The 16,704-nt window shown below is 69.3% G+C and carries 18 protein-coding genes and 2 riboswitches; of the genes, 9 read left to right on the top strand and 9 right to left on the bottom strand.

From position 1 onward, the window contains the following. Nucleotides 1-47 precede the first annotated feature (47 nt). Complete coding sequence (locus GFK26_RS28195) at nt 48-320, top strand: hypothetical protein (RefSeq protein ID WP_153284874.1); 273 nt, start codon at nt 48-50, stop codon at nt 318-320. A gap of 11 nt (nt 321-331) precedes the next feature. On the opposite strand, the gene GFK26_RS28190 is transcribed toward GFK26_RS28195, so the two are convergent. After that, nucleotides 332-553 carry a hypothetical protein gene (locus GFK26_RS28190; protein WP_153284873.1) on the bottom strand — a complete coding sequence of 74 codons (222 nt, stop codon included), beginning with the start codon at nt 551-553 and terminating at the stop codon, nt 332-334. A gap of 108 nt (nt 554-661) precedes the next feature. Here GFK26_RS28190 and GFK26_RS28185 point away from each other — a divergent pair, with 108 nt between their 5' ends. Continuing rightward, nucleotides 662-979 carry a hemagglutinin gene (locus GFK26_RS28185; RefSeq protein WP_153284872.1) on the top strand — a complete coding sequence of 106 codons (318 nt, stop codon included), beginning with the start codon at nt 662-664 and terminating at the stop codon, nt 977-979. A 3-nt stretch (nt 980-982) separates the two neighbouring features. Here the strand turns inward: GFK26_RS28185 and GFK26_RS28180 are convergent, their stop codons facing one another. Further along, complete coding sequence (locus GFK26_RS28180) at nt 983-1,702, bottom strand: hypothetical protein (RefSeq protein WP_153284871.1); 720 nt, start codon at nt 1,700-1,702, stop codon at nt 983-985. Between the two features lie 111 nt (nt 1,703-1,813). Between GFK26_RS28180 and GFK26_RS28175 the strand changes: the two genes are divergently transcribed. The 6 genes from GFK26_RS28175 (at nt 1,814) to GFK26_RS28150 (ending at nt 7,517) form a co-directional block, all read left to right on the top strand. Further along, nucleotides 1,814-2,731: a protein NO VEIN domain-containing protein gene (locus GFK26_RS28175; protein WP_153284870.1), complete on the top strand. Its 918-nt coding sequence runs from the start codon at nt 1,814-1,816 to the stop codon at nt 2,729-2,731. Nucleotides 2,732-2,886: 155 nt separating this feature from the next. Then, complete coding sequence (locus GFK26_RS28170; RefSeq protein WP_153284869.1) at nt 2,887-4,188, top strand: UDP-N-acetylglucosamine 1-carboxyvinyltransferase; 1,302 nt, start codon at nt 2,887-2,889, stop codon at nt 4,186-4,188. 110 nt (nt 4,189-4,298) lie between these two features. After that, nucleotides 4,299-5,339 (top strand): NAD(P)H-dependent flavin oxidoreductase, encoded by a 1,041-nt coding sequence (locus tag GFK26_RS28165; protein ID WP_153284868.1) that lies wholly within the window; start codon nt 4,299-4,301, stop codon nt 5,337-5,339. Nucleotides 5,340-5,378: 39 nt separating this feature from the next. Next, a complete protein-coding gene (locus GFK26_RS28160) occupies nt 5,379-6,068 on the top strand; it encodes an alpha/beta hydrolase (protein ID WP_153284867.1) in 690 nt (229 codons plus the stop codon). A gap of 170 nt (nt 6,069-6,238) precedes the next feature. Beyond that, the gene (locus tag GFK26_RS28155; protein WP_153284866.1) at nt 6,239-7,153 is read left to right on the top strand and encodes a DUF3014 domain-containing protein; all 915 of its coding nucleotides are present in this window, start codon (nt 6,239-6,241) and stop codon (nt 7,151-7,153) included. Between the two features lie 115 nt (nt 7,154-7,268). Then, a complete protein-coding gene (locus GFK26_RS28150) occupies nt 7,269-7,517 on the top strand; it encodes a hypothetical protein (RefSeq protein ID WP_153284865.1) in 249 nt (82 codons plus the stop codon). A gap of 31 nt (nt 7,518-7,548) precedes the next feature. Here GFK26_RS28150 and gcvP read toward each other — a convergent pair whose 3' ends face one another. The 7 genes from gcvP to GFK26_RS28115 form a co-directional block, all read right to left on the bottom strand. Beyond that, nucleotides 7,549-10,458, bottom strand: coding sequence for an aminomethyl-transferring glycine dehydrogenase (gene gcvP / locus GFK26_RS28145; protein ID WP_153284864.1), 2,910 nt, complete (start codon nt 10,456-10,458; stop codon nt 7,549-7,551). Between the two features lie 60 nt (nt 10,459-10,518). Beyond that, nucleotides 10,519-10,890 carry a glycine cleavage system protein GcvH gene (gcvH, locus tag GFK26_RS28140; protein WP_153284863.1) on the bottom strand — a complete coding sequence of 124 codons (372 nt, stop codon included), beginning with the start codon at nt 10,888-10,890 and terminating at the stop codon, nt 10,519-10,521. Between the two features lie 71 nt (nt 10,891-10,961). Continuing rightward, nucleotides 10,962-12,137, bottom strand: a complete 1,176-nt coding sequence (gcvT, locus tag GFK26_RS28135) for a glycine cleavage system aminomethyltransferase GcvT (protein ID WP_153284862.1) — start codon at nt 12,135-12,137, stop codon at nt 10,962-10,964. Nucleotides 12,138-12,184: 47 nt separating this feature from the next. Next, nucleotides 12,185-12,289: riboswitch (glycine riboswitch) on the bottom strand. Nucleotides 12,290-12,301: 12 nt separating this feature from the next. Beyond that, nucleotides 12,302-12,392, bottom strand: a riboswitch (glycine riboswitch). A gap of 49 nt (nt 12,393-12,441) precedes the next feature. Beyond that, on the bottom strand, nt 12,442-13,119 hold the full coding sequence (locus GFK26_RS28130) for an N-acetylmuramoyl-L-alanine amidase (protein WP_153284861.1): 678 nt from the start codon (nt 13,117-13,119) through the stop codon (nt 12,442-12,444). A 94-nt stretch (nt 13,120-13,213) separates the two neighbouring features. Beyond that, nucleotides 13,214-13,750, bottom strand: a complete 537-nt coding sequence (locus tag GFK26_RS28125) for a hypothetical protein (RefSeq protein ID WP_153284860.1) — start codon at nt 13,748-13,750, stop codon at nt 13,214-13,216. A gap of 96 nt (nt 13,751-13,846) precedes the next feature. After that, entirely contained in the window at nt 13,847-14,326 is a 480-nt protein-coding gene (locus GFK26_RS28120; protein WP_153284859.1) for a hypothetical protein, read from the bottom strand. 249 nt (nt 14,327-14,575) lie between these two features. Next, complete coding sequence (locus GFK26_RS28115; protein ID WP_153284858.1) at nt 14,576-15,769, bottom strand: MFS transporter; 1,194 nt, start codon at nt 15,767-15,769, stop codon at nt 14,576-14,578. A 109-nt stretch (nt 15,770-15,878) separates the two neighbouring features. Between GFK26_RS28115 and GFK26_RS28110 the strand changes: the two genes are divergently transcribed. After that, complete coding sequence (locus GFK26_RS28110; RefSeq protein ID WP_153284857.1) at nt 15,879-16,664, top strand: AraC family transcriptional regulator; 786 nt, start codon at nt 15,879-15,881, stop codon at nt 16,662-16,664. Nucleotides 16,665-16,704: the final 40 nt, after the last annotated feature.

The following is a 16,704-nucleotide window of genomic DNA, read 5'->3' as shown; positions in this document are numbered from 1 at the left end:
GTCATCTGTCACCCCGACCGGGCGAGAAGGGCGGTCAGAATCGCCGCATGAAAGTGGTCTTCAAGCTCCTGCTCGCATACCTGGTGGCGAGCTTCCTGGCGGCAGGTCTTGCGCTGGTTCTTTTCCCGTCGCACGCGCATGTGCCTGCGGTGGTGGTGCTGCTCGCGTTTCCGCTGGTGCCGTGGACTTTGCTGGCCAACCTCGTGAACGAGGGCTTCAGGGCGAGAGAGGTGTGGCCGCTGCTTGTGTTCGTGCTGGCGTTTGGCGGTGTGGCCTGGCTGGCGTTTCGCGCGTCATCGAAGGTGACGACGCAGCGATAGCAACGCCGGGCTCACTTCGCGACGATCTCGAAGACATCGCCGTTCGTCGGCGTCGCGTTCTCGTGATAGATGTCGTAGAGGTATTGCGCGAGGTCGGCCGGCGCCACGTCGGGTGGAATCGCGAGCTGGGCGGGGCCCAGTTTGCCATCCGCGCCGACCCAGTGGCCGCGCCAGCGGGCATCAAGCATTTCGACGCGCAGGGTGTGGCCGAACACATTGAAGAGGTAGCGCATCGTCGGGCTCCGGGCAGGCACGAAAAGGGATGAGGAGACTGCCACTGTAGCGTGCGCGTCGTATGCACAATGGGTCGAATCGCTCCTCACATCCATCCCAGAGTCCGCATGGCAGACCCCAACGTACGCAAGACCTACGAAGCAGCCGTCGCCGCGCTCGGGCCCGCTGCCGCGCGGATGCTGGCCGATGGTGTGGATGAAGAACAGGTGGCGCGCTGGATCTTCGCGCAGCGGGACGACCTCAAGCTGCACTACCGCACGCTGACGCCTTCCGCCGAACTGCAGGCCCTCGAAGCCAGATCGCACAGCCGCTACGGCAACACGCTGGGCCCGTCGATCGCGCAACTGCGAAGCGCGGGAAAGTCGTGGCGGGACATCATCGATTCGGCATCGCGGCCGGGGACTCACTACCGCCAGGGCGATTGACTGCTACGGGGCGCTGCGCCAGCGACCGGAGCTCGCGCAGACCTCGGCCGGTTCGCCGTTCACGCGGACCTGTTCTTCCTCGAGCCGCGATGCGGTGACCGGATCGACATCGAAGTTGATGCCGAGCAGGCGCGCCACCTGCGCGTCTTCGATCGGCAGCTCCCAGGTCAGGAACAGCTGCGTGAGGTCCTGGCTGTCCGGGAAATCGGCCGCATCGAAGACGTGGTCGCTGCCGCGCGGCACGACGGCATGGGGCTGGCCCGTGTCGAACAGCAGCGCCGTGCCCCGCGTGAGCGCAATGCGCTGGCCCGTGACGGGGAAATGCACGTCCAGGCCCTTGTCGTCGCTGAGAAAGAGGTTGCAGAAGGCCGCGCCGCCGTACTGCGCGCCGTCGTGGTGGTAGCGGGCGCCGCGGCAGGCCATCAGGGCGACGTCGCTGGCGGGCAGCAGCGTCGCGGGCAGGCCGAGCGTGGCCAGCCAGTCGGACATCGCGCCTACGCATCGCGCGTAATCGGGCCAGCGCGTGCGCGCGCGGGCCAGCGGCATGGGTTCGACATCGCCGGGTTCGAGCGGCACGTTCGTGGCAATCTCGCGCTGCCAATCGGCCACGAGGCGGGCCGGGGGCTCGGGCACGTCGAGCAGGGCCGCGTGCACGACGCCGCCCACGCTGCGGCTGCGCAGCGTGTCGCCATGCCAGAAATAGGAGGTCAGCAGGTCGTGCATGCGGGGGCTTTCAAGGCACGCAGGGTACACGCGCCGGGGCGCGCCACGCCCGGGGGGCATGCCCGATGCGGCATACTCCCACCCCCTCCCAACTCGCCAGAATTCCGCTGAATGGACAAGGAAGTCGACCCCTCCGTGCTCGCCGCCATCGATGAGATGCGGCTCTCCGGACCGCGCCTCACGCCGGTCGAAATCGTCGCCAAGATGGGGGTGTTCGACGCACGCGACAAGCCGTTCGAGCACGCCTGGCTCGCCACGGGCGACAACGTCATCGCCACCATCTGGGGCGAGTACGTGAGCGTGGCGGCCGGTGGCCGCTGGTTCTACCTGGAATCGCTCGACGCCCAGCGCCGCCCCGGCGGCGGCGTGCGCAGCGCCCAGCAGGCGCAGCGCGCCAAGGACCGCCTGGCCCTGCTCAAGCGCACCTTCGACGCCGGCCAGGGCTTCCGCGCCGTGCTGCAGACCAACCGCGTGGCCATTGCCGAACTCGAGAGCAACAAGAGCGCCAAGGTGTCGACCCGCGTGCGCGACGACGCCGAATGGCATGTGGCGAGCTGGGAACCCGAGCAGCAGCTCGCGGTGCTGGTGCGCGGTGCGCGCGGCTGGGTGCCCACCGAGGCCGACATCGCGGCCGCGAAGGCCCGTGGCAGCGTGGCGGCGGATGACGACGCAGACGCCGCCCCGGCCGGCCCGACCACGACGGACGCCGTCCAGGCCGCTGCCATGGCCTATGTCATGGGCCATTTCAAGGGCTATGGCTACAACGCCGAAGACGTGACCAGCAAGGCGCTGGGCTACGACATCGAGGTGTCGAACGCCAAGGGCGCGATGCTGCTCAAGGTGGTCGTGAAGGGCACCGCCCCGGCGCTGCCGACCTTCGCGCTCACGCCCGAGGAAAGCCTGTGCGCCGTGCGCGAGCCGCTGTGGCGCCTGCTGGTGGTGGCCGACGCGGGCACCGCGACGGCGGCGCACAAGATCTACAAGCCGACCGAAGTCGACCAGGCGCCGGGCTTCCAGCGCAAGGCCTGACGGGCCTTCCAGATAACGCCGCGGCCGCACCTGTGCGCCGCGTGCGTATCCAAATTCTTACAACTGAGCCCCCGGAAACCCGTCGTTTCCAACGGTAAAGTTCCGCCGTCCGGCGCGAACAGTTCGTGCCTTCGCCCCCTCTGTTCGCCCCCTTCATGTCCAACCTCATCGTGCACGGCGGTACGCCCCTTCGCGGCCGCATCATTCCCTCCGCCAACAAGAACGCGGTGCTGCCGGTGCTCTGCGCCACCTTGCTCACCGGCGAACCGCTGCGGCTGCTCGGGGTGCCCGACATCACCGACGTGCGCAAGATCCTCGACATCTTCCGCACGCTGGGCAGCGAGGTCCGCATGGACCACGAGAGCGGTACGCTCGAGCTGCACCACCGCGAAACCGCGTTCGACGCGGCCCGCCACCGGCTGCCCGAGGAAATGCGCTCGTCGATCATGCTGGTGCCGCCGCTGCTGGCGCGCTTCGGCGTGGCGCGGCTCGAAGACAACGTCAAGGGCTGCACGCTGGGCGTGCGCGAGATCGATCCGCACGTCGAGGTGTTCCAGCGCTTCGGCGGCGAGGTGGAGCGCACCGAGGGCTCGCTGCTGGTGTATGCGCCCGGCCGCCTCACGCCCACCGACCACTGGCTCGACTACGCCTCGGTGACGACCACCGAGAACTTCGTGCTGTGCGCGGCTGCCGCGGGCGGCACCTCGACGCTCACCAACGCCGCCTCGGAGCCGCACGTGCAGGAGTTCTGCCGCTTCATGGCCATGATCGGCGTGCGCATCGAGGGCATGGGCACCTCGCGGCTCACGGTGCATGGCGGCGCCACGCTGGGCGGCGGCGAGTTTCGCTTCGACGAAGACTTCCACGAGATCACCACCTTCCTGGCCCTGGGCGCGATCACGGGCGGCGACGTCGTGGTGCGCAACACCGCGCCCGGCAACTTTCCGCTGATCGACCGCACCTTCGCCAAGTTCGGCGTGCAGATCGAGCATGCCGACGGCTGGTCGCGCGCCATCCGCACCGGTCCGCTGAAGGTGCAGACGCCGTTCACGAGCAACGTGCTCACCAAGGTGGAGGCCGCGCCGTGGCCGTACTTCCCGGTCGACCTGCTGCCGATCTTCATTGCGCTGGGCGTGCGCGCGCAGGGCAACGCCATGTTCTGGAACAAGGTGTACGACGGTGCCTTGGGCTGGACCGGCGAGCTGTCGAAGTTCGGCGCGCACGTGTTCTCGTCCGATCCGCACCGGCTCATCACCTTCGGCGGCCATGCGCTCACGCCGGCGGTGGTCGAGAGCCCCTACATCATTCGCGTGGCGATCGCGCTGTTCATGGTGGCCGCGAGCATCGAAGGCAAGTCCGAGATCCGCAACGCCACGCCGATCCGACGCGCGCACCCGCGCTTCGTGGAAAACCTGCGCAGCCTGGGCGTGCAGGTGGAGTGGACCAGCGAGGAGTAAAGCGCTGAGCCGACGGGCGGCTGCGCCCGCGATGACCCCGCAGCCACGGCGCCCACCGGCTTCGCCGCAGAATGCCGCCATTCGACACACGGACACAGGAGCGCCCCCGAATGACGACCTTGCAACAGATCCTCGGCACCGAACTTCCATTGATCCAGGCGCCGATGGCCGGCGTGCAGGGCAGCGCGATGGCCATCGCGGTCAGCAACGCCGGCGCCCTCGGGTCGCTGCCGTGCGCGATGCTCGCGCCCGATGCGATGCGCAGCGAACTTGCAGCGATCCGCGCCGGCACCGACAAGCCCTACAACGTCAACTTCTTCTGCCACACGCCGCCGGTGCCGAGCGATGCGCGCGAAGCCACGTGGCGCGGCGCGCTGGCACCGTACTACGCGGAGTTCGGCATCGATCCTGCCGCCATTCCGACCGGGCCGGGGCGCAACCCGTTCAGCGCCGACGTGGCCCACCTGCTCGCCGAGTTCAAGCCGCCGGTGGTGAGCTTCCATTTCGGCCTGCCGCCCGAGGCGTTGCTGGCGCAGGTGCGCGGCTGGGGCGCGAAGGTGCTGGCCTCGGCCACTACCGTCGAAGAGGCGTTGTGGCTCGAGGCGAACGGCGCCGACGCGGTCATCGCACAGGGGCTCGAGGCCGGCGGGCACCGCGGGCACTTCCTGTCGCACGACCTCACGAAGCAGATCGGCACTTTCGCGCTGTTGCCGCAGCTGGTGCGCGCCCTGAAGGTGCCGGTGATCGCGGCCGGCGGCATCGCGGATGCCGACGGCGTGGCTGCGGCCATGGCGCTGGGCGCGGCGGGCGTGCAGGTGGGCACGGCCTATCTGCTGACACCCGAGGCCACGACCAGCGCGCTGCACCGCGCGGCACTCAAGGGCGAGGCCGCGCGCCACACGGCGCTCACCAACCTGTTCACGGGCCGGCCCGCGCGCGGCATCGTCAACCGCGTGATGCGCGAGCTCGGGCCCATCGGCCCGGCGCCGGAATTCCCGCTCGCCACCTCGGGCATCGCGCCGCTGCGCGCCAAGGCCGAGGCGCAGGGCAGCGGCGATTTTTCTCCGCTGTGGTCGGGGCAGAACGCCACCGGCTGCCGCGAGGTGTCGTCGGCCGAGGTCACGCGGGCGCTGGCCAAGGGCTTTCGCTGAGCCGCGCCGCCCGTCTTTTTTTCGAGCCACTTCTCACCCATGACATCGCTCCATCTGCCTCTGCAGTTCCTGCACCATCCCGCACCCTCGGGTGGCCCTGAACCCTGGCTGCTCGTGCTGATGCACGGCGTGGGCAGCAACGAGCAAGACCTGTTCGGTTTGGCGCGCATGATGCCGCCGCAGTTCCATGTGCTGAGCCTGCGCGCGCCGTACGTGCTGTCGCCTGGTTCCTATGCGTGGTTCGAGTTCCAGGTGCTGGCCGACGGCGGTCGCCGCATCGACGAGGAACAGGAGCGCGAAAGCCGCTTCCTCATCGGCGAGATGGTCGCGTCGGCGTCGCAGCAGTTGGGCATTCCGCCTGAGCGCGTGGTGGTCGGCGGCTTCAGCCAGGGCGGGATCATGTCGCTGTCGCTGCTGCTCACGCAGCCCGAGAAGCTGCGCGCCGCGCTGGTGTGGCACAGCCGGCTGCTGCCCGAGGTGGTGCCGCACATCGCTTCGCCCGAGGCCTTCGCGGGCAAGGCGCTGTGGGTGAGCCACGGCAGCGCCGACAACGTGATTCCGCCGAGCGCCGCGCAGGCCACGCGCGAACTGGCGCGCGGGCTGCCGCTGGCGCTGTCGGGTTCGGACTTTCCGGGCGCGCACGAAATCCGCCCGGCCGAGCTGCAGGGCACGCTGGCGTGGCTGCAGGCGCTCAGCGCGGGCGCAACCCCGCACGCCACGGCGCGCTGATCCGCGCGCGTGCGCCGCATGATGCGGGCGTGCTGAGCGACTGAACTTCGGCGCGATCGGGGCGTCACAGGGGGTTACGAGAACGTGGCGATCGTGCGGCCCTTGCGGGCCATCCTGATGCACCATTGCCTTTCGTCTCCCCACTGCCATCCCGCAAAAGGAAACCGCCCATGTCCGACGCCGAGTCCCCCCGCGACACCCCCGAATTCCGACCCCGCAAAGAAGCGCCGATGGGCACCATCATCGGCCTCGCGCTCGTCGTGTTGGTGGCCGCTTATTTCGGCTGGCGTTGGTACCAGCAGCAGCAACTGGCACCGCTGCCGACCGCGCCCGTGGCCATCGCTCCGAACGACGCGCCGCCCCCCGAGCCGCTCAAGGCCGCGGAACTGACGGGCCCGCAGAACCCGGTCGAGGTGCTCGCACCGCCCGACGCCGCATTGCCCGCGCTGCCCGGTTCCGATGCGCGCGTGATCAAGGCGATCACCGAGTTGCTGGGCGGCAAGGCCGTGGCGGCCTATCTGCAGCCTGACGGCGTGGTGCGGCGCTTCGTTGCCACGGTCGACAACCTGCCGCGCGAGCAGGCGCCCGCAAGCAAGTGGCCGGTGCGGCCCGCGCCGCAGCGCTTCATCACCGAAGGGCCGCCGCAGGGCGGTGTGCAGACCATCGCGGCGAACAACGCGGCGCGCTACAACGGCATCGTGATGCTGGCCGGGTCGGTCGATCCGGCCAAGGCGGCGGCAGTGTATGCGCGGCTGTACCCGCTGTTCCAGCAGGCGTACGAAGAGCTGGGCTATCCGGGGCGCTACTTCAACGACCGCTTCATCGCCGTGATCGACCACCTGCTGCAGGCGCCGGAGCCCACGGGGCCGGTGCAGGTGAAGCTGGTCGAGGTGAAGGGCGACATTCCCTCGCAACGGCCCTGGGTGCGTTACGAATACGCCGATCCGAAGCTCGAATCGCTCTCGGCCGGCCAGAAGATCCTGGTGCGCATGGGCCCCGAGAACGAGCGCAAGATGAAGGCCAGCCTGCGCGGCTTTCGCGAGCGGATCGCCACGGGCGACCTCGCGAAGAAGAAGCAGCCCTGACGCGAGAGGGCGTGCAGCGCGCGTGCTGCGCGCCTGCACGCCGTGTAGGCGCAGGCCGATTGCATGCGCAGCAAAGGGCCGAGATGATTTGTGCTCCAGACTCCGAGGGCAAGCCATGAACCTGATGAGCGTCGATCTCTACCAGAGCACCACCGACCCCGAAAAATTCCTGGCGCTTCCCGCCGGCACCGACCCCACCGAACTCATGGGCCCGATGACTTTCGACCGGGACTACGCGCACATCAAGCGCTACCAGGCGGGCTTCGAGTTCGATCCGTCCGAAGCCTATGCCGGCGTGAACGCCGCGAAGATCGCCGCGGACCTGCTCACCGTGAAGTGGGCGATGTACCGCCGCGAAGGCTGACGGCGGCCAGGCGCCGCCGCCTGCACCTTCGTCAGGCCTCTTCGGCTTCCTGGTAGTCGCCCACCGGCACGCAGCTGCAGAACAGGTTGCGGTCGCCGTAGACGTTGTCGACGCGGCCGATCGGCGGCCAGTACTTGGCCTGCTTGAGTTCGGCCAGCGGGAACGCGCCGAGTTCGCGCGAGTAGGGGTGGCTCCACTCGCTGCCGAGCAGGCTCGCGGCGGTGTGCGGCGCGTGCTTGAGCGGGTTGTCGTCCTTCGACCAGACGCCTTCTTCGACGCGGCGGATCTCGCCGCGGATGGCGATCATCGCGTCGACAAAGCGGTCGAGCTCGGCCAGCGGTTCGCTTTCGGTCGGCTCGACCATCAGCGTGCCGGGCACGGGGAAGCTCAGCGTGGGCGCGTGGAAGCCGTAGTCGATGAGGCGCTTGGCCACGTCTTCGGCGGTGACGCCGCTGGTGTCCTTGAGCGGGCGCAGGTCCAGGATGCACTCGTGCGCGACGTGGCCGTTGGGGCTCGCGTACAGCGTGGGGTAGTGGTCCTTGAGGCGTGCGCTGATGTAGTTGGCGCTGAGGATGGCCGTTTCGGTCGCGGCCTGCAGGCCCTTGGCGCCCATCATGCGGCAGTACATCCAGCTGATCGGCAGCACGGCCGCATTGCCCAGCGGCGCGGCCGACACGGCGCCCACGCCGTTCGAGGGCACGCCGGCCGTCGCATGGCCCGGCAGGTACGGCACGAGGTCTTCGACCACGCAGACCGGGCCGACGCCCGGGCCGCCGCCGCCGTGCGGAATGCAGAAGGTCTTGTGCAGGTTCAGGTGGCTCACGTCGCCGCCGAACTCGCCCGGCGCGGCCACGCCGACCAGCGCGTTCATGTTGGCGCCGTCGACGTACACGCGGCCGCCGTGTTCATGCACGAGTTCGCAGAGTTCCTTCACGCGCGTTTCGAACACGCCGTGCGTGCTCGGGTAGGTGATCATCACGGCGGCCAGGTGGGCGCTGTGTTTTTCGCAGGCGCGCTTCAGGTCGTCCATGTCGACGTTGCCTTGCGCGTCGCAGGCCGTCACCACCACCTGCAGGCCCACCATCTGGGCGCTGGCCGGGTTGGTGCCGTGCGCCGACGAGGGAATCAGGCAGATGTTGCGGTGGCCCTGGCCCTTGGCTTCGTGGAACGATTTGATGGCCAGCAGGCCCGCGTACTCGCCCTGCGAGCCCGCATTGGGCTGCAGGCTGATGCCCGCGTAGCCCGTGGCCTCGCACAGCCACGCGCGCAGCTGCGCGTCGAGCTGGGCGTAGCCCTGCAGCTGGTCGGCGGGCGCAAAGGGGTGGATGTTCGCGAACTCGGGCCAGGTGATGGGGATCATCTCGCTGGTCGCATTGAGCTTCATGGTGCAGCTGCCCAGAGGGATCATGCTGCGGTCGAGCGCGAGGTCCTTGTCCGAGAGGCTGCGGATGTAGCGCAGCATCGCGGTTTCGCTCTTGTGGGTGTTGAACACCGGGTGCGTGAGGAAGGCGCTGGTGCGACGCAGGTCGTCGGGAATCAGCGGCGTGGTGCTCTCGGCCAGTTCGTCGAAGCGCGGCATCGCGGTGCCGGCGGGCACGAACAGCGCCCACAGGGTTTCGATGTCGGCGCGCGTGGTGGTTTCGTCCAGCGAAATGCCCAGGTGCTGCTGCAGGCGCTGGCGCAGGTTGACGCCGCCGGCCTGCGCGCGCTCGATGATCGCAGCCGTGTCGTCGCCGGTGCGGATCGTCAGCGAGTCGAAGGCGGTGGAGTTCACCGGCTCGCGGCCCATCTGCGACAGGCCCTTGGCGAGGATGGCGGTGAGCACGGCCACGCGCTGCGCAATGCGCGTGAGGCCGTCGGGGCCGTGGTACACGGCGTACATGCTGGCGACCACGGCCGGCAGCACCTGCGCGGTGCAGATGTTCGAAGTGGCCTTTTCGCGGCGGATGTGCTGCTCGCGCGTCTGCAGCGCGAGGCGGTAGGCGGGCTGGCCGTGCGTGTCGACGCTCACGCCGACGAGGCGACCGGGCAGCGAGCGCTTGAACGAATCGCGGCAGGCCAGGTAGGCGGCGTGCGGGCCGCCGTTGCACAGCGGCATGCCGAAGCGCTGCGTGGTGCCGCAGACGATGTCGGCATCGAACTCGCCGGGGGCGACCAAGAGAGTCAGCGCCAGCAGGTCGGCCGCGACGATGAAGGCGGCGTCGCACTGGTGCGCGTGGCCCGCGAGCGGGCGCAGGTCGTGCACGTGGCCGGTGGTGGCGGGGTACTGCGCGAGCACGCCGAAGAACTCGCCGCTCACCATCAGGTGCGGCAGCGTTTCCGACACGGTGCTCACCTTGACCTCGATGCCCAGCGGCGCGGCGCGCGTCTTGATGACCTCGATGGTCTGCGGGTGGCAATCGCCCGACACGAGGAACACGTTGCTCTTGCTCTTCACGCTGCGCTTGGCGAGCGTCATGGCCTCGGCGGCTGCCGTGGCCTCGTCGAGCATCGAGGCGTTGGCGATGGCCATGCCCGTGAGGTCGCACACCATCGTCTGGAAGTTGAGCAGGGCTTCCATGCGGCCCTGCGAGATTTCGGCCTGGTAGGGCGTGTAGGCCGTGTACCAGGCGGGGTTCTCGAGGATGTTGCGCAGGATCACGCCCGGCGTGTGCGTGCCGTAGTAGCCCTGGCCGATGAAGCTCTTGAACACCTTGTTCTTCGACGCCAGCGTCTTCAGCTCGGCCAGCGCGTCGGCTTCGGTCACCGGCGCGGGCAGGCGCATCGGCCGGGCACGGCGGATGGCCGCCGGCACGATGCCGTCGATGAGCTCCGCACGCGTTTCCGAGCCGATCACCGGCAGCATGCGCGCCTCGTCCGCTGCATCGATGCCGATGTGGCGGGCGAGAAATTCTTCGGCGTTCTCTAGTTCTTGCAAAGAGGGAAGGGCGGGAATCGGCATGGCGGTGAAGGCTCGGGGGGAAGGAACGAAGGTGCGAAGAAACTGCTGCGGTTCAGCGGATCAGGATTCGGCGGCGAACTTGTCGTAGGTGGCCGCGTCGAGCAGGGCGTCGAGCTGCGCGGGCTCGCTCAGCTTGACCTTGAAGAACCAGCCGGAGGCCAGCGGGTCGCTGTTGGCCAGCGACGGGTCGGCGCGCAGCGCTTCGTTCACTTCGGTGATCTCGCCCGACACGGGCATGAACACATCGGCGGCGGCCTTGACCGACTCGACCACACCGGCGACTTCGCCCTGGGCGAAGGTCTTGCCGACTTCGGGCAGGTCGACGAACACCACGTCGCCCAGCGCGTCCTGCGCGTGCACGGTGATGCCCACGGTGGCGGCGCCGCCTTCGGCCGCCACCCATTCGTGGTCCTTGGTGTATTTGATGCTCATGAAAAAACTCCTCGTGGAAAAAATTGAATCGGGGTGCAGAGCCTAGCCGGGTCTGCGGTGTTCAGTGGCGCTCAGCCGCGGTAGTAGCGCGTCGGCACGAAAGGCATCGTCGACACCTCCATTGGCACCGGCTTGCCGCGCACGATGGCCTGCACGCGCGTGCCGGGTTCGGCAAAGGCGGCGGCCACGTAGCCCATGGCCACGCAGCGGTCGGCCGTGGGGCCGAGCAGGCCGCTGGTGACGGTGCCGATGTCCTGGCCTTCGAGCGACTGCAGCAGCGTGCCGTCGCGCACCGGAATGCGTTCCAGCGCGACGAGGCCGACGCGCTTGCGCGTGAGCGTGTCATGGTCGGTGTGGCCGGCCGCGCCCGAGGCGACGGCGGCCAACTGGGCCAGCACCTTGGCCGCGCCCGGAAAGCCGCCTTCGCGCGCGCCGCCCGCGCGGCGCACCTTCTGGATCGCCCAGTTGAGCGAGGCTTCGACCGGGGTGGTGGTGGTGTCGATGTCGTTGCCGTACAGGCACAGGCCGGCTTCGAGCCGCAGCGAGTTGCGCGCGCCCAGGCCGACGGGCTTCACCTCGGGCTGCGCGAGCAGCAGGCGGGCGAGGGCGTCGGCGTCCTTGCCGGCCACCGAGATCTCGAAGCCGTCTTCGCCGGTGTAGCCGCTGCGCGTGACGAAGGCGGGAATGCCGCCGATCTGCACCGCGCCGCCGGTCATGAACACGAAGCGCTCGATGCCGGGCGACAGGCGCGCCAGCGTGGCGGCGGCCTGCGGGCCCTGCAGCGCGAGCAAGGCGTGGTCGGGCAGGGGCTGCACCTCGCAGCGCGCGCCGATCTTCTGCTGGATGTGGGCGATGTCGGCCACCTTGCAGGCGCCGTTGACGATCACGAAGAGCGAACCGTGGCCTTCGTTGAAGAACATCAGGTCGTCGAGGATGCCGCCCTCGTCGTTCAGCAGCAGACCGTAGCGCTGCTTGCCGGCCGGCAGGTCGATCACGTCGACGGGCATCAGGGTTTCGAAGGCGGCGGCGGCATCGGGGCCGACGAGGCGCAACTGGCCCATGTGTGAGATGTCGAACAGGCCGGCCGCGTCGCGCGTGTGCTTGTGCTCGGCCATGAGGCCCGCGGGGTACTGGACCGGCATCGAATAGCCGGCGAAAGGCACCATGCGCGCGCCGAGCTCCACGTGGAGGTCGTACAGCGGTGTCTTGAGAAGTTGGGCGTCGGAGGAAGCGGAAGAAGCGGCCACGGGGCACTCCAAAGGGGCAGTCGAAATCCATGGCTGCAACGCCACGGGCCACCCCTGCTGTCCGCTTTACCTGAGAGATTCGCCCCACGATCGGGGTTTGCTCCTTCGGTGGGCCGCATGCAATGCCACGGCCTCTCTCCAGCAAGGAAACGCCGGTGGTGGCCGGCGTCTTGTCAGTCCTTTTGCCTGAGCGTTCGGGGATCCCCTGCGCCTTCGGCGGCCCCGTCATGCGGGGCTCTCTCCTGACCCGGCGAGTGTAGTGGATCGCGGGGCCGGGGCTGGTGTCGAAGTGCTCGTGGGGGCCTCAGGTGTGGCAGCACCCCAGCGCCTCGGACGCCGGCAGTTCAGAGAGCGGCTTGGCGGAAGCGACCGCCACGGGAATGGCATCGGCCTCGCCGTTCAGCACCAGATGCTTGAAGCGCTCCCAATCGAACAAGGTGCCCGGATCGGTGCGGCGGTCCGGGTCCAGCTTGGCGTGCGAGACCACGTGGGCGAGGTTGGGGTACTTGGCCCAGCAATGGCGAACGATGCGGGCCGTGATCTCGACTTGCCAAGGGGAGAACGGGTCGAGCTCCTGCTTGTTCACGACCTCGATGCCAAGCGACCAGTGGTTGACGCGCCTGGCGCCGTCGTTCACATCGGGATGCGAGGCCGCATTGCGCACGTGCCATGCCGCGAGCGCCTCCGGCACGCAGGCCCAGACGAGTTCGCCGTGCTGGTCCTCATCTTCATCGGGCACCAGCCAGTGGAAAGAGGCGGCATCGGTCGGCTTTTTCATCACCGAGATGGCGCCGGCAGACGACCCACCGGCCGTTGCGTGAATGACCACCGTGGTGATGCCCATGATCGGATCGACCGATCGCTTCGTCGTGCACGTCGGCCAGTAGGGCTGCACGCCGGGGTACCACGGCTCGTTGAGGGAGACTTCGCCCGGTCGTTTCGACTTGGGAAGCGTGAAGTGATAGCTCTTCGGACTCGGCATGCTGAACCTCCTTGTTTTGGGAGTTGGGTTCTAGCAAGCAGCCCCGGGGGCCCGCGTCCCCTGGTTGAGGGATGGCGACCCGCAGCCGCCAGGTTCAGTGCACGGTTTCGGCCAGCGGCAGCAGCTTGTCGATGCGCTCGCGCAGCGAGTCGGCGCGCTCGGGGCCGGCGGCCTTCTCGATCTCGGAGAGCATGAGCGCAGCGATGGTCAGCATGGCCTCGCGGTCGCGCGCCTCGCGCAGGGCGTCGCGCATCTGGTTGGCGAATCGCGGGTCACGGCGCACGAACATGCGCTCGCAGATGTCGAACAGGAACATGCGCGTGGTGGCCAGCGAGCGCTTGCCGTCGAAGCTGTCGGCCGACGTGGCGACCTGGATCGGCTCGGCGGTCGGAGCGGACGTGGGAGCGGGCGGCGGTTGGACCGGCACCGGCCGCGCGTCCTGGAGGTAGCCGCGCTGCATCAGGCCCTGGATCGCCTGCTCGGCCTCGCCGCGGCTCGGGAACAGCGGGCTGAAGTCGGTCAGCGAGCGCCGCCCGTCGGCCATGAGCAGCAGGGCGCGCTCACGCTGGCTGAGCGTGCGCTGCCCGGCCTGGAGTTCGTCGCGGGCCTTCTCGGTCTTGGTGGGGAACATGGCAGCCACAGCTTTCGGAGGTCGAAGGCTGCAGCATCGTTGCAAGTGGTGACACCTTCGTGAACCATTTGCCTTACAGGGAAATGGCGGCGCGGATCAGTTGCCCGCGCTGTTTTCCTTGCGGATCAGCCAGCGCGTGCCCATGCGTTGCAGCTCGAGTGTCTTGCGGTCGGTTTCGGTGAGCGCATCGGCGCGATAGACCTGCCGGAACTCCGCGCTGGCCGACGTGCCCTGGATGCTGATCACCAGCCCCTCGATGCCCACGCTGATGCGCGACTTGCCCGTGATGCGGGCGCGCCGGTCGGCCTCCCAGCGTTCGCGGGTCTGGCCGCGCGCGGGGGTGAAGTCGGGCGCGTAGGCGGCGAGGTAGCGCTCCACGTCGCGCGCGGACCAGGCCGCGGCCCAGGCGCGCACCGCGGCTTCCACTTCAGCGAGATGGGCGACGGGGCTCGCGGCAACGACGGGTGCTGCCGCAGACGACGGCACAGGCGCGGCGGCCGGCGGGGCCGCGAAACCGGCGGTGGCCAGCAGGCCGGCGGCGGCAAGGCTGCTCCCTTGGGCGACGATTCGGTGCATGGCGTCCTTCTCCTTCCTCTTTCCTTCTTCTTGTCTGTCAGGCTCGACGTCGAAGCTTGCGTCGATTCTGGCAGTGAAAGAGGGCGCGCGCGGCGTTGAATGGCCCACGGATTTCGGTGGTCCGTTGTTCAGGCGTGTGCACAGGACACCGGGTACTTCTCTCCGCGAATGTCCCCCGCCTTCGGCTCCTCCTTGATTTCGCTGCGAGAAGCACCCGGTGCCCTGCGCACGAGAGGCGCGGGGTTGGGGTCAGGCCGCAGCAGCCTCGCCCGCCATCACCTGCACCGCGCGGTTGCGAAGCCGCAAGGCCAGCACGGTCGCAACGCACAGCACGCACAACACCACCGTGAGCGTCACGCCGAGCCCGCGTGCGTCCGACAGCAGGCCGAACAGCGGCGACACCAGCCCGCCGACCGAGAGCGCGAGCCCGAGCGTGATGCCGCTGGCGGTGGCCGGGTTGCGCGGCAGGTAGTCCTGCGCGAGCGTCACCTGCGCGGCGAAGGGCAGGAACATGCTCATGCCAAGCCACGCGGTGCAGGCCAGCGCTGCGCCCGGGGTCGACGCGAGCACGAGGCCCGCCATCGCCGGCAGCGCGAGCAGGTAGCCGCAGCGAATCGTGCCCATGCGCCCGATGCGGTCGCCGAGCCAGCCGCCGGCCAGCGTGCCCACGGCACCCGCTGCAGTGAAGGCGGTGAGCGCCGCGGCGCCCTGGAAGGTGGTGCCGTGCAGGTCGCGCGTGATGCGCAGCGAGAGCATCGACAGCACCGTGACGTACGGGATCGACCAGCCCACGATGGTCGCGACCAGCAGGCTGAAGGCGCGCCAGTCGTTGTGCGGTTTCAGCACCTGGGTGCGGGCCTGCGCGGCGCGCGCCGCCGCGGCGGCCGCGTGGCTGGCGACGGCACCGCGCCGCGCGTTCACCGCGACCCACACCACGCCCATCGCCACCGCAGGAATGCCCAGCAGGTAGCTGCGCGACAGGCTGCCGCCGCCCACCACCGTGGCCGCCAGCACGGGCGCGAACGAGGCGCCGATGGTGCCGCCCACCGAGAACACGCTCATCGCTTTCTGCGACGCGCCCCCGGCCGCGCGCGCCGCCACGGTGGCGGGCGGGTGGTAGGCCGCGATGCCCAGCCCGCACAGCGCGACCGCGATCCAGGTCAGCAGGTAGCTCTGGCTCAGGCCCGCCAGCACCACGCCCAGCGCCGCCACCAGGAAGCCCACGGGCACCAGCCAGGCGCGCGGGTGGCGGTCGGCGTACAGGCCGAACAGCGGCTGCACCACGCTCGACAGCCCGGTGGCCGCCAGCATCAGGCCGCTCACGGCCGTGTAGCTGTAGCCGCGTTCCAGCACCATGAAGGGCAGCAGCGCGGGCACGAGGCCCTGGTAGAGGTCGTTGACGGCATGGGTGCCGGTGAGCAGCCCGAGTCGGCGCGTGTTCATTCGATGGCTTCTTTCTTCGATGTCCGATGGGAGAAAAAGAGGGTGAAAAGCCATCGTAGGAAGACACGGAAAGATGTTCTCGCTATGAATGTGCAAACATCGTCGTGAAATGGACAAACTGAACTTGCGCCCCGAAGAAGGCGAGTCGACCCCGCGCGCCGTGGCCGTGCTGGCCACCGATCCGGCGGGCGACGCCTTCATTCCGCCGCATGCGCACCGCCGCGGCCAGCTCATCCATGCGATCTCGGGCGTGATGATGGTCAGCGCCGCGGCCGGCAGCTGGGTGGTGCCGCCGGGGCGCGGCGTCTGGGTGCCGCCCGGCATGACGCACCAGCTGCGCATGGCGCGCGAGGTCAAGATGCGCACGGTCTTCGTCGAGCCCGGCACGCGCGCCGACCTGGGCACCGACTGCCGCGTGATCCATGTGGGGGCGCTGTTGCGCGAGCTGATCGTCGCGGCCGTGTCGCTGCCGCTCGACTACCCGCCGGGCGGGCGCGACGAGCGCGTGATGGAGCTGATCCTCGACGAGATCGAGGCTGCGCCCGCGCTGTCGCTGCATGTGCCGATGCCGCGCCACGCGCGCCTGGCCGCGCTGTGCGAAGCGCTCATCCGCGACCCCGCGCAGCCCGCCACGCTCGACGGCTGGGCCGCGCGGCTGCACATGAACGCGCGCACGCTGGCGCGGCTGTTCGAACGCGAGACCGGCATGACCTTCGGTGCGTGGTGCCGCCAGGCGCGGCTGCTGCTGAGCCTCCCGCGCCTGGCCGCGGGCGCGTCGATCCTGGAGGTGGCGCTGGCACACGGCTACGAGAGCCCGAGCGCCTTCACCGCGATGTTCCGCCGCACGCTCGGCATGCCGCCGAGCCAGTACCTGCAGCAGGAACCGAAGCGCTGAAACGACACGGCGGGCGGCCCGCGAAGGCCGCCCGCCGTGT

Source organism: Variovorax paradoxus (assembly GCF_009498455.1).
GTDB classification, from domain to species: domain Bacteria; phylum Pseudomonadota; class Gammaproteobacteria; order Burkholderiales; family Burkholderiaceae_C; genus Variovorax; species Variovorax paradoxus_H.
This window is presented reverse-complemented; position numbering and strand designations above follow the sequence as displayed.

What these genes read in the sequence shown, in the direction of transcription:
- GFK26_RS28110 (WP_153284857.1), top strand. Translation starts at nt 15,879, where the DNA reads ATGGACAAACTGAACTTGCGCCCCGAAGAAGGCGAGTCGACCCCGCGC.
- GFK26_RS28115 (WP_153284858.1), bottom strand. Translation starts at nt 15,769, where the DNA reads ATGAACACGCGCCGACTCGGGCTGCTCACCGGCACCCATGCCGTCAAC.
- GFK26_RS28155 (WP_153284866.1), top strand. Translation starts at nt 6,239, where the DNA reads ATGTCCGACGCCGAGTCCCCCCGCGACACCCCCGAATTCCGACCCCGC.
- gcvP (WP_153284864.1), bottom strand. Translation starts at nt 10,458, where the DNA reads ATGCCGATTCCCGCCCTTCCCTCTTTGCAAGAACTAGAGAACGCCGAA.
- GFK26_RS28165 (WP_153284868.1), top strand. Translation starts at nt 4,299, where the DNA reads ATGACGACCTTGCAACAGATCCTCGGCACCGAACTTCCATTGATCCAG.
- GFK26_RS28130 (WP_153284861.1), bottom strand. Translation starts at nt 13,119, where the DNA reads ATGCCGAGTCCGAAGAGCTATCACTTCACGCTTCCCAAGTCGAAACGA.
- GFK26_RS28160 (WP_153284867.1), top strand. Translation starts at nt 5,379, where the DNA reads ATGACATCGCTCCATCTGCCTCTGCAGTTCCTGCACCATCCCGCACCC.
- GFK26_RS28120 (WP_153284859.1), bottom strand. Translation starts at nt 14,326, where the DNA reads ATGCACCGAATCGTCGCCCAAGGGAGCAGCCTTGCCGCCGCCGGCCTG.
- GFK26_RS28170 (WP_153284869.1), top strand. Translation starts at nt 2,887, where the DNA reads ATGTCCAACCTCATCGTGCACGGCGGTACGCCCCTTCGCGGCCGCATC.
- GFK26_RS28190 (WP_153284873.1), bottom strand. Translation starts at nt 553, where the DNA reads ATGCGCTACCTCTTCAATGTGTTCGGCCACACCCTGCGCGTCGAAATG.
- GFK26_RS28125 (WP_153284860.1), bottom strand. Translation starts at nt 13,750, where the DNA reads ATGTTCCCCACCAAGACCGAGAAGGCCCGCGACGAACTCCAGGCCGGG.
- gcvH (WP_153284863.1), bottom strand. Translation starts at nt 10,890, where the DNA reads ATGAGCATCAAATACACCAAGGACCACGAATGGGTGGCGGCCGAAGGC.
- GFK26_RS28180 (WP_153284871.1), bottom strand. Translation starts at nt 1,702, where the DNA reads ATGCACGACCTGCTGACCTCCTATTTCTGGCATGGCGACACGCTGCGC.
- GFK26_RS28150 (WP_153284865.1), top strand. Translation starts at nt 7,269, where the DNA reads ATGAACCTGATGAGCGTCGATCTCTACCAGAGCACCACCGACCCCGAA.
- GFK26_RS28195 (WP_153284874.1), top strand. Translation starts at nt 48, where the DNA reads ATGAAAGTGGTCTTCAAGCTCCTGCTCGCATACCTGGTGGCGAGCTTC.
- GFK26_RS28175 (WP_153284870.1), top strand. Translation starts at nt 1,814, where the DNA reads ATGGACAAGGAAGTCGACCCCTCCGTGCTCGCCGCCATCGATGAGATG.
- GFK26_RS28185 (WP_153284872.1), top strand. Translation starts at nt 662, where the DNA reads ATGGCAGACCCCAACGTACGCAAGACCTACGAAGCAGCCGTCGCCGCG.